Origin of the sequence: Ohessyouella blattaphilus, from assembly GCF_024721265.1 — a bacterium.
GTDB lineage: Bacteria > Bacillota > Clostridia > Lachnospirales > Lachnospiraceae > Aequitasia > Aequitasia blattaphilus_A.
On record NZ_JAMXOC010000012.1, the window covers coordinates 73,992 to 90,344 of the forward strand.

At 43.0% G+C, this 16,353-nt stretch carries 14 protein-coding genes; 2 read left to right on the plus strand and 12 right to left on the minus strand.

What is annotated here, in order from left to right:
* Nucleotide 1 precedes the first annotated feature (1 nt).
* From NHH16_RS09085 to NHH16_RS09100, 4 genes are all read right to left on the minus strand, one after another.
* On the minus strand, nt 2–1,105 hold the full coding sequence (locus tag NHH16_RS09085; RefSeq protein WP_262069284.1) for an SIS domain-containing protein: 1,104 nt from the start codon (nt 1,103–1,105) through the stop codon (nt 2–4).
* 15 nt (nt 1,106–1,120) lie between these two features.
* Complete coding sequence (locus NHH16_RS09090) at nt 1,121–2,056, minus strand: ribokinase (protein WP_262069285.1); 936 nt, start codon at nt 2,054–2,056, stop codon at nt 1,121–1,123.
* A 2-nt stretch (nt 2,057–2,058) separates the two neighbouring features.
* Entirely contained in the window at nt 2,059–2,955 is an 897-nt protein-coding gene (locus NHH16_RS09095; protein ID WP_262069286.1) for a 6-phosphogluconolactonase, read from the minus strand.
* A gap of 95 nt (nt 2,956–3,050) precedes the next feature.
* Nucleotides 3,051–4,445, minus strand: coding sequence for an amino acid permease (locus tag NHH16_RS09100; protein WP_262069287.1), 1,395 nt, complete (start codon nt 4,443–4,445; stop codon nt 3,051–3,053).
* Between the two features lie 373 nt (nt 4,446–4,818).
* Between NHH16_RS09100 and NHH16_RS09105 the strand changes: the two genes are divergently transcribed.
* The gene (locus tag NHH16_RS09105; protein WP_262069288.1) at nt 4,819–6,351 is read left to right on the plus strand and encodes an FGGY-family carbohydrate kinase; all 1,533 of its coding nucleotides are present in this window, start codon (nt 4,819–4,821) and stop codon (nt 6,349–6,351) included.
* A gap of 51 nt (nt 6,352–6,402) precedes the next feature.
* Here the strand turns inward: NHH16_RS09105 and NHH16_RS09110 are convergent, their stop codons facing one another.
* The 7 genes from NHH16_RS09110 to NHH16_RS09140 form a co-directional block, all read right to left on the minus strand.
* Nucleotides 6,403–7,941, minus strand: coding sequence for a xylulokinase (locus NHH16_RS09110; RefSeq protein WP_262069289.1), 1,539 nt, complete (start codon nt 7,939–7,941; stop codon nt 6,403–6,405).
* Between the two features lie 37 nt (nt 7,942–7,978).
* Nucleotides 7,979–8,740, minus strand: a complete 762-nt coding sequence (locus NHH16_RS09115; RefSeq protein WP_262069290.1) for a GntR family transcriptional regulator — start codon at nt 8,738–8,740, stop codon at nt 7,979–7,981.
* A gap of 18 nt (nt 8,741–8,758) precedes the next feature.
* Nucleotides 8,759–9,475 (minus strand): GntR family transcriptional regulator, encoded by a 717-nt coding sequence (locus NHH16_RS09120; RefSeq protein ID WP_262069291.1) that lies wholly within the window; start codon nt 9,473–9,475, stop codon nt 8,759–8,761.
* A gap of 147 nt (nt 9,476–9,622) precedes the next feature.
* Nucleotides 9,623–10,267 carry a class II aldolase/adducin family protein gene (locus NHH16_RS09125; RefSeq protein ID WP_262069292.1) on the minus strand — a complete coding sequence of 215 codons (645 nt, stop codon included), beginning with the start codon at nt 10,265–10,267 and terminating at the stop codon, nt 9,623–9,625.
* Entirely contained in the window at nt 10,254–10,922 is a 669-nt protein-coding gene (locus tag NHH16_RS09130; protein WP_262069293.1) for a ribulose-phosphate 3-epimerase, read from the minus strand. Before NHH16_RS09130 ends, NHH16_RS09125 begins: the two co-directional genes overlap by 14 nt.
* Before the next feature lie 12 nt (nt 10,923–10,934).
* Nucleotides 10,935–12,446, minus strand: a complete 1,512-nt coding sequence (locus tag NHH16_RS09135; RefSeq protein WP_262069294.1) for an FGGY-family carbohydrate kinase — start codon at nt 12,444–12,446, stop codon at nt 10,935–10,937.
* Nucleotides 12,447–12,475: 29 nt separating this feature from the next.
* A complete protein-coding gene (locus tag NHH16_RS09140) occupies nt 12,476–13,288 on the minus strand; it encodes a BtpA/SgcQ family protein (RefSeq protein WP_262069295.1) in 813 nt (270 codons plus the stop codon).
* Between the two features lie 411 nt (nt 13,289–13,699).
* Here NHH16_RS09140 and NHH16_RS09145 point away from each other — a divergent pair, with 411 nt between their 5' ends.
* The gene (locus NHH16_RS09145; RefSeq protein ID WP_262069296.1) at nt 13,700–15,262 is read left to right on the plus strand and encodes a Na+/H+ antiporter NhaC family protein; all 1,563 of its coding nucleotides are present in this window, start codon (nt 13,700–13,702) and stop codon (nt 15,260–15,262) included.
* A 528-nt stretch (nt 15,263–15,790) separates the two neighbouring features.
* Here the strand turns inward: NHH16_RS09145 and NHH16_RS09150 are convergent.
* Nucleotides 15,791–16,216, minus strand: a complete 426-nt coding sequence (locus NHH16_RS09150) for a hypothetical protein (RefSeq protein ID WP_262069297.1) — start codon at nt 16,214–16,216, stop codon at nt 15,791–15,793.
* Nucleotides 16,217–16,353: the final 137 nt, after the last annotated feature.

The window sequence follows — 16,353 nt, forward strand, 5'->3', positions numbered from 1 at the left end:
TTCAATCCTCATAAGCCGGTAACATAATCTCATCCAAAGCCGAAACCAAAGGAATGCTTAAATCAATTCCCATATTTTTGGCAATTAGAAAGGATAATACTTGAAACGGAATCAGATACTCAACAGCGTTAACAAAAGGGATGTCCGAACTGTGAATGGTCAGGACATCGCCTGAGACCGGCTGTATATTACTAGTAACCATCACGCAATTAGCGCAGTAAGACTTAACCGCCCGGGCAAGCCGTTCCATCCGCTCCCTTTCCGCTCCTTTTTCCGCCATCACAAAAAAAACAATATCCGTTGGTTTTAAAGCACGAAAGGGACCGTGCAAGGATTCCTCTAGCTCTAGGGCAAGGGTTGGCTTTTGGTGGCATTCAAAGAATTTAAGTGCTGCCTCCTGGACCGTTCCGTAATTCGCTCCATACCCAAGCAAGAAAAACTTATTCGCCGCCATTATTCGCTCATAATTATTTTCAAACCACGCTTTTGTATCAACTACCGTCTGACCAACGTTTATCGGCAACTGCTCACATCCGTGTAAATATTCCTGGTACTCAGCAAACGTAATATTACCCGCTTGATATCCCGCTTCTAGAAAGTTTAGAAAAATCATAAACAGGGCCATCGTCTGCCCTTTTGTTGCGGCCATTGCCACTTCGTGCTGACCGAGTTTAGGAAGAACAATATTCGACTCCCTTGCTAGAACTCCTGTAGGATTTAGGGTTGTTGACATAACGCAGATTCCTGCTGTCTTAGCCCTTCTTGCCGCATCCACTTGTCCGCGAGAATGTCCGGACTCCGCTGGGCATACCAACAGTATTTCTGACGGTTCATAATTTCCCGAGGCATCAAAGCTTCCATGATTATGAAACACTCCCGCCGGTATTGCCTCCGCCTCCGCTTTTAACAGCTTTTTGGCAGCAAAACTCAGGGTATATCCTGCATAATACGGCGAACCATTACCTACAAATATCACCTTTCGGAACCGCCGCTTACGATATACCTTCACAAAATCTGCTGTTAGCTCCTCCCTATTTGCGAAAATTTCTTTTAGCAAGCCTTCTTGTTCTTCGATTTCTTCCATCATCGTATTATGCTGGCTCATTCTCTTCTCCTATAACTACTTTAATGATTCGATAAATTCATTCACTTCGCTAAGCGGTCGATACGCCGGTATCGTCCCTTCGTACTGCACAGACAAGGCCGCATACTTATTCGCCCACTCCATTGCTTCTTTCAATTCCTTGCCCCAAACTAAATTGGCAATTGTTGCCGCCATAAAGCCATCACCAGCACCAGCAGTATTAACTACCTTATCCACTTTAACCGGTTCAACGCCCCATGTCCTCTCGCCGCAAAGAGCCATACTCCCCTTTTCGCCTAACGTCATCACAACATTAGCTACCTTATATTTTTCTTGGACTTCCCTTGCTAGCTGCAGGGAATCAATTTCTTCATTCTCAATTTCATCACAAATATATCTTCCCTCCACCTCATTTATGAATAGGTAATCAATATAGTCCAATTCGCCCATTGCTTCTTCCGGCAAAGGGCTGGGGTTTAATGCCGTGCACATTCCCAATGATTTGGCATGCTTTGCCCCAATAAGAGCAAGTTTCATGGGCACCTCAAAGCCGGTTACAAAGTACTTAGAGCCCTTCATCGCCTCAATAGCATCAATTACCTCCCGCTCTGTTAAAGCGACCGCCGAGGAGTCCCCATCGATAACCGTATTCTGTCCATCTGGTCCAATCAAAATCAAACCTGTTCCCGTTGAAACCTCATCTGTCCGGTACATATAGGTGGTATCAACCCCAGCACCGCCCATCCACTTTTCCCCGAGGTCTCCCCAAGGATCATTTCCCACTTTACCTATGTAAGCAGTGTTAATCCCCAGTCTGCCAAGGGCCACGGAGACATTGCTCCCTTTTCCCCCGTCCTCCGCAACATACCAATTTTTAACGCTTAAAGTCTCCCCCCACTTGGGCATATGATCGGTAAATGCATACTGGCCAACGCCATGACTATTCAACACAATAACATCTTTTTCCTTCATAATTACCACCCTTTCGTTTCATGAGATAGAGGATGATCTAAAGTCTCTTCTGTAGAATATAGCGTAACATCCGCTACATATCTGGGAATAATCGTAACTGGGTAATCGACTGTCGGCTCACTAAACATCAGAATTCGACAAATCGTCTGTTTCCATGCCCCCGTTGCCACCATATAAATAAAGCGTTTCGCGTTCAACATCAGCTTAAAGCCAATCGTTATCGACTTCGGCGGTACCCGATCCGTGCAAGCGCCAAAAGAGCGATGAGCCAGCGCTACAATAGTATCTTCATTTAAATCTACAATTCTCGTTTTACTCTGGGCATATTCTTCTACTGATATATGACGACAATAACTATGGGGCGCTTCATTAAACGCAACCAACCCGGCGGCGCCAATGCCCGCCCAAACCGTATCTATTCCGCCCATTTTTTCACACAGTTCATCGGCATAATCCATATCATTAATTCTTGGCCAGATTCTTTGCTCTTTCGGAACATTTAGCTCATCATCAATCCGTCCATAGAAGCACGCATTCATTGTCCCTTCCAAACTTTCATACGAATCCTCGACTGGATAAGGGCGCCCCTCCCAATCAAGAAATTCATCCATATGAAAAATCCATAAATTCTTCAAACTAATCCGCTCTTCATTTACTCTCCTTGTAAACGTATCATATTCATCGGTGGGACCTGCTGGTAGTACCCATTTTGTTAGCATCCCTCTCTTATTATGTTCAATCACTTCCTCCGCCATCAAATTCCCTAAATCAACCATTAGTTTCTCACGGTTTTCCCGAACTTCTAATTTGACTTTTCGTCCTTCTTGATTTAACAGCTCCTCTTTTGGAATAGAACACCATTTAAATATTTCATCCTTGGTAAGTCTATTTGTCTCCACCTGCTTCACCTCCATATTTACTTCTGTAAAAAACGACTACCCAATCCAGCACACAAAGTACAAAGATTGGGTAGTCACTATAATATCCTGCATCTTTACGATTGTGATGCCTCAAGCGCTGCGCGCTCAGCCGCCTTTTCAGCAATAATATCAGCATTTGCTTTTTTAAAGTAGTAATAGAATGGAATTGCCGAGAAAATACCTACTCCTGCTGCAATCAAACTAGGAACCGGGCTATCAATAAAGGTAGTTACAACCAAAATCATCGTCGGTACAATTGCTAAAACAGTCATTAATGGAGCCACTGGCATCTTCCATGTAGGATGGTAATTGGCATTCTTTCTAACCTTAAACCAAGTACAGAATGTTAAAATATTACGAATTAGACAAATAAAGGTAAAGTAGCCTAACAGTGCTGAAAGAGATGAAGCAAAAACAAAGATAATCGCTACACCGCTTTGCCATAGCATTGATACGTATGGAGTCTTCCATTGCTCGTGAACTTTACCCCATGACTTCCACCAGAAACCTTCGGTAGCAGCTTTATACTGCACCCTGGCTTGGAACATAATCAAGGATGATAGTGAACCCGTAACAACCACAATGGCTAGAACGGCGGCAATCTTACCGGATACAGCGCCAAATACACCTTCAAACGCTGTCGCAATCGGCGCATCCGAACCAGCTAATACCGATACATCTGTTAAACCTACCGCTGCCGTTGATAATCCAGTGTATAAAGCTGTACACAAAAGAACGGTACCGATTAACGCGATTGGAAGATTTCTTCCCGGATTTTTAATTTCACCTGCCATCGTTCCACAAGTTTGCATTCCGTCATAAGACCAGGTCGTTGCTGCAATTGCAAGAATTAACGCCATTGCCCCTGTGGAAGCACCGTCAACGATTGGGGCACTGTAGTTAGCTGAGTTAACGTTAAACAGGCCTACTAAAACTAAAAGGATAAAAGGAACAATCTTAACGCTAGTAATTAAATTTTGCCACTTAGCCCCCGCTTCCATTTTAATCATATGCAGTAGCGTAAAGATAATAATCAAACCAACCGATACTAGTTTCACTGTCATCCCACCCCAACCTGTAAAGTAAGCAAGGTAGTTACCTACGGCGATTGCCATAATTGCAATTCCAACCGGGTCTGTCGCGATAAAGCATGACCAGCCACCAAAGAATGATAAGAAGTACCATTTCGCTTCACGGAAGTAAACAATGAAAAGTCCATCCTCCGGGTAAGCAGTCATCAACTCGGTATAGCACAGATTCTGCGGAATCATGATTAAACCGCCGATTAAAAAAGCTAAAATTGTAAAGAGTGGTGTCCCTGCGGTCTTAGCAACCTCACCAACCGATGAGAAGATACCTGAGCCAACCGTCGTTCCCACTCCTAGAACTATTGCCGACATTAATCCCAACCGTCTTACTAGATGCTTCTCTCCACCTGTCTGGGGAGCGACATTCGTTTTTTCTGACATAAAAACTCTCCTTCCTCTTCCATAAATGTGAAAAACACAACAAGTGATTAATATATCTTGTTTAGTTGTATTATATTCTTGCAACTTGTTTATTTCAATAGTTTTTACCTAATATTTCTTTTTTTGGCTTAATCACTAATTTTTTTGATTTTTTTTGTATGATTTCACCTGTTTATTTACATCTAACCATTTATTTATAGCAAGCTTTACTAGCTTATTAGAAATTTATATATTATTTTGTTTTTTATTTGTTTTTTAAGAAAATACAGTTTAATAGCTTGCAATACAGCAGTATATATATGTCAATCAATTGCTTTTTATTCCAGTTTATATTATATTATTTTTATAACTTGTTTATCGAAAGGAGATAGAAATGGAAAAAGCTTTTTTTATGGGAATTGATACTGGAACAAATTCCAGCAAAGGAGTTCTCATTGACGCAAGCGGAAATGTACTTGCTGAGCACGCTACCGAACACGCCATGACCAATCCGGCACCAGGGCACTACGAACACGATGCCGATAAGGACTGGTGGGGCGATTTATGCACTATCAGCCACGCCTTAATTGCTAAATCCGGCGTTGACCCTAAGGACATCAAAGCAATTGGCACTAGCGCTTTAGGCGCTGACTGTTTGCCCGTTGATGAACAGTGTCGGCCGCTACGCAAAGCAATACTTTACGGCATTGACGCTAGGGCAACTGATGAAATGGCCGAATTGACTGAAATGTATGGCGAAGAACAAATCAAGAAATGGTACGGAAGACCCCTATGCTCAAGTGATGTTATGCCAAAAATCCTCTGGATCAAAAACAAAGAGCCGGAAATTTATGCAAAAGCTCATAAATTTTTAACCGGCTCAAGCTTTCTTACTGCCAAGCTGACCGGCAATTACACGGTGGACAGATTTCTCGGTTTAGCTAGCTTTAATCCTCTCTATTTTAATGACGGTACCCCTAATCCAGAGACCTGCAAGCCTATTTGCAGGCCCGATCAACTTGCCGAAGTCAAAGAAGCAAATGACATTGCCGGTTATGTAACGGAAGCTGCTTCCAAAGACACCGGCCTTGCTATTGGCACCCCGGTTATTGTTGGCACCGATGACTCTGGAGCTGAAGCTATCAGCACCGGTGTAGTTGATGTGGGGAAAATGATGATTCAATTCGGCTCATCGATTTACATGATTCTTGGCACCAAAGACCTTGTAGACGATGACCGCCTATGGCGAGAAGAGTTTATCGTTCCCGGCCTTTGCGATATTTCGGCGGGCACGAACGCTGCCGGCTCGCTAACCAAATGGTATCGAGATACCATCTTCGGCGACGCCTTAGAGATTGAAAAGAACGAGGGCGTTGACGCTTATCAGACCATGATGAACGGAATCGCTGATATTGCTCCTGGCAGCTGCGGACTGATTACTTTGCCCTACTTCGCCGGCGAAAGAACACCGATTAATGACCCTCAAGCAAAGGGAATCCTTTTTGGCCTAACCTTAAATCACAACCGTAAGCATATGTACCGGAGCGCTCTTGAATCAATCGGCTACTCTGTTAACCAGCAGCTAAAGATCATGCTAGAGCACGATGTTCCTATTACCCAAATCTTTGCTGTCGGCGGTGGTGCCAAAAATGATTTATGGATGCAAATTGTTGCTGATATTATCGGAATGGAAATCAGCACGCCTGCCATAACAGTAGGCGCCAGCTTTGGTGATGCTCTTATGGCCGCCTCGGGAATTAAGTATCCAGGCTTTTCTACTTTCTCCAGTCTAACCGACTTCATTAAACCTGGGAAAACGTATATTCCAAATATGGAAAATCACGAGCTTTACAAGAAATACCAAGCTATTTATGATGACCTTTATCCACTCACTGCAAGTCTTATGCACCAACTAGATAATATGTAAACCTTTAGCTCGCAAAAGAGGCTGGAAACATCTCCGTTTCCAGCCTCTTTGTTATTCTGTTTGGGCTAACCGCTCAGTATAGCCATGGGTTGCCTCGATAAATAAATCATACTTTTCTAATAGCTTATCATATACTTCTCGATTTGCAGGATTCGGCGTGTAGATCTTATCAATCCTAGCAAATTTCTTAGCTGCTTCTTGAATAGAGCTCCATTCTCCCGCCCCATAACCGGCAATAATCGCCGCTCCTAAACAGGCCGCATCTTGGGTATTCTTCATTGTCACAACCTCTCGGTTCATTATGTCAGCCTTAATTTGACACCAAAGTGGACTTAATGAGCCACCGCCAAGCGAACGCACCTGCGTCACCTTAACCCCTGTCAGCTCTTCCGTATAATCAATCATTTTCGTAATATTACAGGCCAGCGCCTCCATAAATGCCCGAATAATATGCCCCTTTGTATGCCCCAAGCTTAGACCATATAACACCCCGCGCCCATAGATATCCCGGTGAGGGTTGCCCGCACCACCAAAAAACGGCATTAAAAATAGCCCTTCGGCCCCTGCCGGCGTTTCCGCTGCTAATGCTGTCATAAGATCATAGGCATCGCCCTCCCCAGAGGCCGCCAATAATCTCTCCTCATTGCAGAGAGTATCTCGTAACCAGCGAAATAAAATGCCACCCTTAGCACCGGCCTGAATCATATAGACATCTTCCATATCACTATAATTACAAGGAACACAACCTTTATCATCAAAGATAGGGCGATCTATCGTCGTGCAAACCATTAAAGCCCCGCCGGTTGACTCGGAGAAAATCCCTGGTTCAACATTACCAACGCCAATGGCTCCGCTACTTTGATCCTGCCCCCCCATTACCAGCATTAATCCCTGGGGCAATCCTAATTCGTCAGCTATATCCGGTAAAATTTCACCCACTACCGTCCCACTTTCATATATCCTCGGAAGTTGTTCGGCTGTTATCTGTAAATATTCCATCATTTCCGGCCACCACTCTTTTTTCGTTATATCCCATAAATAAGAAGTGCACCAACTAGAGCCATGACTGGCCTTGATTCCACTCATATGCCACAAAATATAGTCGTCGCACATAAACATCATGCGCATTTTTTCAAACAGCTCTGGCTTATGCTTGCGAAACCAAAGGATTTTTGTGGCTGGATAGACCGGATCAATCGGCGTCTGACCCGTGGCCTTAACAATTTCCTCAGGCGTAAAACGCTGATTGATTTCGTCCGCCTCTGTCTCTGCTCGGTTATCCATCCAAACATAGAAATTATCAAGGGGTTCCATTTTCTCATCCATAAATACGATGGTCTCCGCCGATGAGTCCATGGCAAAGGCCTTCACCCTTTCCTTATCAACGCCTGATTCAGTCATTACCCTAGTTACGCACTCTTTAAAAGCATCCCAGTAAACACGAGGAACTTGCTCAACTCTTTGAGCAGAGGGTTTCAGCAAATCGTATTCCTGTACATGATGTATAACTTTATTCCCAAAATCATCAAATAGCGCTACCTTTATCGCCGTCGTTCCAATATCAGCGCCCAAATAGTAATTACTTCCCATTTAATCCTCCCTCTTTACTATTCTAATTCTGTTGAAATTAATGCATCTTAATACTAAAAGAACTCTTATCGCTCCTAACAAAAGATGTGCTATAGCCAATTGATTGACCTCTTTTGTCGAAATAATCAGAAGCTAGCATAAATAGCGCCGCACCGTCAGGAACGTTCAACATTTTTCTTGTTTTTGGCATGCCATCAATCACTTCTAAAGTCTGTCGCATACTATATAGCTCAATATCATAAAAGGCGAAAATGTCTTTCATAGTAAAGACCGAAGTATTGACCACCTCTAATTCCGGAAGTATTTCTTTAGGAACATAAATTTCCTCCATTGAAATCGGATCATCACCGATACTGGTAAAATGCTTTACATAAAAAATCTGAGCATCTGGCTCTATATCAAAGTAATTAGCAAATTTATCACCTGCCGGCCTTAATCCTTTCGCTAATTCCTTCACCGTTTCTCTTCGCTGATTAGTAGACAAGGCGCTGATAAAGCCACCGTGCTCCTCTAAAGCCTCTTCATATTTATTACCAACGACAAAGACACCTTTTCCTTGTACCCGTTGCAAAATCCCTTCATTCGCCAAAGCTTCTACCGCATTGCGAACCGTCAGACGGTTAATCCCAAAAGTATCCGCTAACTTATTTTCAGAAGGAATTGCTGTTCCCGGCATGTATTCGCCTTCTTCAATTTTACTACGAATAATTTCTCGTAACTGAAGATAAATTGGCATATGATAATCAATGACCTCATCACTTTGAATACTATATTCTTTACCTTCATTCTCTCTATTCATACCTTATCCTCACTATCCTTATTTACTAATCATACTAACAAACTTAAACCGATCCGAACGCAGCAGCTGCTTGTAATACATTACTGGTACATTTTCCTCGTTAGTTAATACCCCAGCTGTAAAAAACAACGACGAATTTGCCTCTATATCTAGAAGCCCGGCCTCGCTTTCGCTGGCATAAGTAATACTAATACGCTCTTCACCTTTCACCATTTCTTGATGATAAAGATTGCGAAACAAGGAGGCCATCGAGGTTTTATTATTATAATGCTTATCAAAGTCAGGATATTGTTCACAATCTATATAAGAAGTTTCCATAATACTGGGGATATGACCTACCTCGCGAACGCGAATATACTCATACACCTTTCGTCCCAGTGGTATCCTTAGCCTTTTGGAAATTTGTTTAGTTGCTTCGATCACTCGGGCACTAATGATTTTTTTGGACATAGGGATTCCTTGTTGCATCAATTCATCGATCATAGCATCCGCACCGCTCATATTTCGAACTAATTTGGATACAGCCACATATACCCCTGCCCCTTTCACGCGATACAATTCCCCACTCTCTACTAATGTATCCACTGCTTGACGAAGCGTCGAGCGCCTAACGCCCCACATTTCACACAAATCTCGCTCAGAGGGAATGCGAGTATTGGCCGTCAAACGATTTACCTTAATAAAATTTTGGAGTTTTTCAATAGCTTCCACCCCAGGTGGAACTCGATAATCCATCTTATTCTCCTTTCCCCAACCAATGTTTATTCCCCAAGATTATATCATAGACCAAGGGACTTGTTCAAAAAATTTATGGCATGTATGGGTATATAGCAAAAAAACGGTCCTCGTTATAACAATGACCGTTTTTCACCCGTCTTAGCCTTAAGGTTGACCGTAATATCCCCGGGGAGCCTCTTCTGCCGCAATCTGCTCTTTTGTCAAAACCGGAACCTCACGCCCTGTCGCTAAGACTGATAAATACACTTCGCAGGTTTCTTCTAAATAAATAGCCGCACTAAGTGCTTGTTCAAGATCTCTCCCATACGCCATAATGCCGTGTTGTTTTAAAATTACCGCTAGGGCTTTGCCAGCATATGCAACCGTCACTTCTCCCATGCCTTGATCACTGCTTATCGTAAAAGGCGCTACCATAACTTCACCATGAAGCTCATCCACCATGGTGGTCGATATCAGTGGCAACTTATCGGTAACCAAGCTAACCGCTACTGCTTTTGGTTGATGAGTGTGCAAAACCACATTAACCTCGGGCATGTTTTCAAAAATATAAAGCAGGGCCTTTAAATCGCTGGTTGGCCGCCGGGTTCCTTCAAGCACTTCACCCTCACTATTTACCATCACAATATCCCCAGGTACCATTACGTCATAACTTATTGCCGACGGCGTCACAAGAAAAGCATCCTCCCCTAGGCGCAGAGCTACGTTACCACCAGACATCATCACTAATTTTTGTTGCTCCATTTTACGGGCGCAATCAATTAGCTTCTGTCGTTCTTTAAGATATCTCATCCTTAACCTCCTGATACTTACGCCCCTGTTTCAAAAGTCTTTCATATTCTAATACGGGCTCGGCCGAACCAAATATCGCCCGTCCAAGGACCACCCCATCCGCTCCTGCACTGATAACACTCTTTAGATTACTTTCGTTAACGCCACCATCTACCCATATCTTAACCTTATCACCAAAAAGGCACCTGGCGTCAGCGACTTTCTTCAACACTCCTCGGCGAAAGGGCAAGCCCTCTACATCCGCTTCGCAGGAAACGAAAATAATCTGATCCAATTGATCAGCGTATGGTTCAAGAAAAGCTACTGGCGTCTTAATGTTAAGGGCCAACCCCGCTTTCTTCTGATATTGATGAACCGTACTGAGAAATAGGCTGGGAAACTCTAAGGCTTCAACGTGTGCACAAATCATTTCCACACCAGCCTCTACCAAGGGTTCAATATAGTCCATGGGATTCAAAACTTCCAAATGAGCATCAAGAGGAATGTTCGTACTAGAGGCAATCCCCTTAACAGTGTCCATCCCAAAGCTAATCCCTCGGACAAAATTACCATCATCTATATCCAAATGTAAGTGTTCAAAACCTTTCAATCCTTTTAACACATTACGTAAATCCAGCAAATCTGCCGAATAAATCGAAGGGCTAATCGTAAACATATGTGCCTCCTGTTATATTGTCTCTGCCAGCATATCTACCGCCTGCAGAGCAGCTTCATATCGCTTAAACTTGCGCGCGTAAATATCGGCATATTCTTTTCTAGGATAATACGTCTTCCCTATATTAACCATTTTCTCTACCGCTTCCTCAAGGCTAGCAAACACTCCACAAGCAACCCCTGCACCCATGGCTGCCCCTTTTGCCCCCGGTTCATCGCCAGCTAATGTCTCGATTGAGATTTGTAACACATCGCTCATCATTTGTGACCACACTTCACTATTAGAGACCCCGCCAGATAACCGCGCCTTCGTATAAGATTCTATCGGTCTCTTCAAATTATAAACGTGATGAGCACTGGAGAACACCACCCCTTCATAGACCGCTCTAAGCATAGTATTCCTATCATCTGCACCGGTCAGATTTAGAAAAGCCCCCTTCGCATCCTGATGAGTCGCACTGCCAAAAAGATATGGCACAAAAATAACATCGCTGTCTTGAGGCGCGATTGCCTCTACTAGTTTATTACATTCTTGATAAATTTCGCTTATGGCAGCATCTGGTCGCTCAGGACGAAGCAGCGACTTAATAAACCAATTGAAATTACTAGCCGATGTAGGTGTTGAGTCCTCCATGATATAATAGTCCTTCAAATAACTTAAGGTTGCCACGTTTTCCTTACTGTCAATATCCTTTGAAGCCTCTTTACTCAAGTACTCATTTATCGACCACGTTCCGGCAATCAAACATAATTCCTCCGACGATAAGATCCCACTAGCCAGGGCATTAGCGTCAATATCAAAATATCCTGCCGCTACCGGTGTCCCCGCTTCTAAACCTGTTAACTTAGCCGCTGCTTCTGTCACTCGGCCGCTAATCTCGGCACTTTCAAATATCGGCGGCATCTTCTGATAACAATCTTCAATACCTAAAAATTCAAATAACTTCCGTTCAAATCTGCGAGTATCAAGGTCTACTAGACAGCCTGAGGATGCCTCTGTAATCTCCGTGGCAAACTCTCCCGTTAAGTGAAATCTGATGTAATCCTTGATTCCTAGGACCCAGCGGGTCTTTTCCAAAACACCAGGTAAGTGGTCTCGAAACCACGGAAGCATGACCGCCGGTTGGGCTGACCAAGTGGTCTGCCTTGTATAAGGAAAAAGTTTCCGCTCGGTTCCGTCCTCCCGAAACTTCTTACAATAGCCACTCGCCCTATCATCCGTCGAGACAATCGCCGGGTAAACAGCTCTACCCAGTTCATCAGTTAATACCATACCATTGCCATAACCGGTTAGGCCTACTGCTGCTACCTCTTCTCCGGCAATCCCCGCTTGCTCCATGGCATCTCTAATAACCTTGATATTAGCCTTCCATACCTTGTCAGCATCACGCTCAGTAAACCCCGGCTCTGGAATATCCAGTGCTACTTGAGTACTGGAAACGGCAACTTCCTGTCCTTTCAAATCAAATATTGCGCACTTTATGTCACTCCCACCATTATCAATTCCCATCAAATAACGCTTCATCAGTACTCGCAGCCCCTTTCAACCTTACCTTATATTGTCTCTCGGAATTTACGAACCACTGCCATAAAATCCTTAACCCGATTTACGTCAACCCGATTTTCGAATACGCCATCCTTTTTAAAGGTAGTTCCCACAACTGCCGCATCGGCCGTTGTTAGCTTCCGCTCAATCGTCTTGAAATTACAGCCAGTGTTACAAAGTACCACCACATCAGGATTTGCCTCTTTTACACTAGCAATCAGAGCATCATCAACGTCTTGTCCAGCTGCATTAGCCGAGATACACAAACCATCTGGAGACGCCTTGGCAATTGTGGAGCTAGCGATATCCGCCAGCGGTCTTGTATCTAAGTTCCTGTCAGATTCTGGATTTATGAAATAAAACATTTTTAAATCGTCCAAATGAAGCGCTGCTTTACGACGAAGCAACTGACTAAAGTCATTGTCATAAAGGCCACCATCACCCACATACACACCACAAAAAGTACCACGAACAAACTTCGCTTTAACAGCCGCTGCTAGCTCCAGACACGCTGCGCCATCACTAATCGCATCAACACCGTAGGGCACGGTGATTTCCGAACGCAGATTTCCAATAACATACGCCATCGCCGCCGGCGTTACCATATCCATAGTGCGTTGATATGGCAAGCTAAATTCATTGCTAACAATGATACCATCAACACCGCCTTCCTGAAGCGCATGTAAATCTGCCCGGGCATGCTCTATTACCACATCAATATCATTCTCTGTTCTATAAAGCGGATCTCCTGGCAAAGCATCTAAATGAAGCATAGCAATAATCGGTTTCTTAACTCCAAACATTTCCTCTGTCCACAACATATTCATATCTCCTTTTCTCTTTTGCGATTTGGTATACAAGTTATTTATTTTTAAAACATTATATTTGAGATTATTATATCACTTGATTATCAGCTTTTCAATATATTTAATTACGAATATAAATTTTATACACATCATTATTATTTTTTTACATATATATGTTTGTTTTTACTTTTCACTTGCATACGTCCTCAAGTTATGTTAGTTTATTTTTAACTATTTTATAAACATGCACGTGATTATTTTAACTATATTTGTACAATTTTAACATCACCACTATAAACATAAGGAGGCAAAAATGAGAACACTTAGAGATTACTTTTTTGAAACCTCAGTTATAGTTCCCTTAACTGAGTATTCTACAACTAGTCGTTAAACAAATGCGTAACACGCAGAAAAGGAGTGAGTATTTTGGAAACAGTATATGTAGGGTGGCTTTCGATTTTGCCACCAGTAATTGCTATTATCTTAGCTTTATTTACCAAGCAGGTCTTATTTTCGCTTTTAGCCGGAATTCTTTTTGGCACAACTATTTACACCTTCGCCGCAGGCTTAAATCCCATCGTCGGACCAGTTCAAATCGCTTTTGAATTAATTATCCAAAGAGCAGATATGTATATTTTGGTTTTCTGCTTTTTGCTTGGTGCCCTAGTATACCTTATTAAGGTCTCTGGAGGCGCTGAAGCATATGGACGTTGGGCTTCAAAGTTCATCCGTTCAAAGCGTCAGTCGCAAATTCTAACCTTTGTTCTTGGTTGTCTAATCTTTGTTGACGATTACTTTAACTGCCTAACAATAGGTACCGTTATGAAGCCCGTTACCGATCGTTATAAAGTCAGTCGTGCCAAACTAGCCTATATTATTGATACAACAGCTGCCCCCATTTGTATAATCGCCCCTATTTCCAGCTGGGCCGCCGCGGTGGGGAGTCATCTAAAGAGTACCGGCGCTTTCAAATCCGAGTTCCTTGGATTTATATCCAGTATCCCTTATAATTTCTACGCACTTCTAAGCTTAATTATGGTCTTAATGGTCTGTATTTTCAAGTTGGATTTTGGGCCCATGGCAAAATACGAAGCCCTTGCTGAAAAAGGCGATCTTAGCCCCTTAGAAGAGGAGGCCGAATTAGATGATGATTCTTCACAAAAAGGAAGCGTCGCCGATATGCTTGTCCCCATTGTCGTTTTGATTGTTGTGTCGATTATCTCCATGCTATATATCGGCGGATTTTGGGGCGCAGACCCAGCTTTTCGCCTTAAATTTGCCGCTGCCCTTGGTAATAGTGTTGCCGCTCAGGCCTTGGTATGGGGTAACTTTGCCGCTTTAGTAGTCGCCCTTTTCATGTATGTTCCGCGAAAAATCATGACCTTTAAAGAATATATGGACAACATTGTCAAAGGGATGTCTAGTATGATTACCTCTGCCTGCATCCTTCTGCTCGCATGGGCAATCGGCGGTCTCTGCAGCACTCTACTAGGCACCCCGGAATTTGTTAAAGTCATTTTCCAATCCGCTGGTATTTCTGGCATGTTCCTGCCCTGCTTAATCTTTATTCTCGCGGCCGGACTGAGCTTTGCCACCGGAACCTCCTGGGGTACTTTCGGTATCTTAATCCCTATTGTCGTACCGGTTGCTCAGTTAATCTGTCCCGAACTATTAGTGGCCTCCTTAGCCGCCACCTTATCCGGAAGCATCTTTGGCGATCACTGCTCCCCTATCTCCGATACGACCATTCTCTCAAGTACCGGTGCTAGCGTGAATCACCTTATTCACGTTACTACGCAAATGCCGTATGCCCTAACTGTAGCCGGCTGTAGTCTAGTGGGTTATATTATCATCGGCTTTACAGAGAATATCTACATCGCTTTAGGTTCGGCAGTTATTTTATTACTTCTGGTGGTGTTCTTCTTACATCGTTACTCGCTTTCAAAAGCTAAAAAGGAGTACCATAGCCTTATTAATCAAGACACCTAAACTTCACCAGTACTTATATCGAAGAGCTCCGTGTCATTTCTTGACACAGAGCTCTTCGATTACCATCCACGCGGCGTTCATATCTTTAATACTTATTAAATGCTCATTTTACACACCACAACAATTTTTAAGTATTTCAAATAGTTCAGCGGATGTGATTCCTCGAATACCAAGATTCACTAAATCTATTTTTTTATCTTTATTATCTTCAAGAAACCGAAGCACATCTGTCTTAACTTGGTCCGATATCGCAAAACGGCTTCTTGAGTCAACATTAGCCCCTAAACGCAACACATCATTTCTGTGCTTTTTAATACTCTTGCTATCAATAACCTCACCTTTTTGATGTGCTCATAGCCAGCCTCATCGACAAAACCCACAAAGCTATTTATAAATTCATCATCCAAAGCTTCAATAATCAAAACCATATCTAGGTCTTTTGTCTGACGAAAGGGTATCCCCTCCTATTATCCCTTCCATAAAAGTCATCAACCGAAACATACCCTTTATGTTTACCGGGACTACGTCTTAATTTTCTTCTAGCAACTTATCTTTTACAAAAAGGGCTTTAAGATAATCTATCATATCTAAGCGTCGCATTTCCAGCCGAAACAAAATCTTGTGCCAATTCTCATCAGCAACCGCTTCTTGTCCCCAGATAAATCCACACCCTTTACGGAATAAGCTCCAATCCTCTTCCTGAGTGCAGGTCATCTCCTCTTCTAACTCTGGCTCTGCCTCAAGGCTGTCAATCTGTGCTAGTAATTCTGGGGTGATTAATTCTTCCATGCTATAGCTTAATGACTCGATCTGCTCATAATAACTAGTAATAGGCACAAACTCTAGCTGCAGTGCAGTCTGTCTTTGTACCTTGGCCAGAAGACGCGCGGTATTGTACGCATCACATAAACCATCATGCCTTCGGCCGATTGGTTGAACCCTTCCAATCTCCATAGCTGCTTCCAAAGATATTCGTTCCTTCTGACATAACATTTTATCAAATGAATCTTGAAAGTCTACCCATTCATCTAGTAACCAGCTCTGAAAGGTAAATCTTTTTATAGTCATTGATTAATGGGATTTTTTAAAAA

Bases quoted from the DNA above. Each gene is read 5' to 3' on its own strand.
- NHH16_RS09090 (WP_262069285.1), bottom strand. From the start codon at position 2,056: ATGAAGGAAAAAGATGTTATTGTGTTGAATAGTCATGGCGTTGGCCAG.
- NHH16_RS09135 (WP_262069294.1), bottom strand. From the start codon at position 12,446: ATGAAGCGTTATTTGATGGGAATTGATAATGGTGGGAGTGACATAAAG.
- NHH16_RS09130 (WP_262069293.1), bottom strand. From the start codon at position 10,922: ATGTTTACGATTAGCCCTTCGATTTATTCGGCAGATTTGCTGGATTTA.
- NHH16_RS09120 (WP_262069291.1), bottom strand. From the start codon at position 9,475: ATGGATTATCGAGTTCCACCTGGGGTGGAAGCTATTGAAAAACTCCAA.
- NHH16_RS09110 (WP_262069289.1), bottom strand. From the start codon at position 7,941: ATGGGAAGTAATTACTATTTGGGCGCTGATATTGGAACGACGGCGATA.
- NHH16_RS09085 (WP_262069284.1), bottom strand. From the start codon at position 1,105: ATGAGCCAGCATAATACGATGATGGAAGAAATCGAAGAACAAGAAGGC.
- NHH16_RS09150 (WP_262069297.1), bottom strand. From the start codon at position 16,216: ATGGAGATTGGAAGGGTTCAACCAATCGGCCGAAGGCATGATGGTTTA.
- NHH16_RS09140 (WP_262069295.1), bottom strand. From the start codon at position 13,288: ATGTTGTGGACAGAGGAAATGTTTGGAGTTAAGAAACCGATTATTGCT.
- NHH16_RS09115 (WP_262069290.1), bottom strand. From the start codon at position 8,740: ATGAATAGAGAGAATGAAGGTAAAGAATATAGTATTCAAAGTGATGAG.
- NHH16_RS09125 (WP_262069292.1), bottom strand. From the start codon at position 10,267: ATGAGATATCTTAAAGAACGACAGAAGCTAATTGATTGCGCCCGTAAA.
- NHH16_RS09100 (WP_262069287.1), bottom strand. From the start codon at position 4,445: ATGTCAGAAAAAACGAATGTCGCTCCCCAGACAGGTGGAGAGAAGCAT.
- NHH16_RS09105 (WP_262069288.1), top strand. From the start codon at position 4,819: ATGGAAAAAGCTTTTTTTATGGGAATTGATACTGGAACAAATTCCAGC.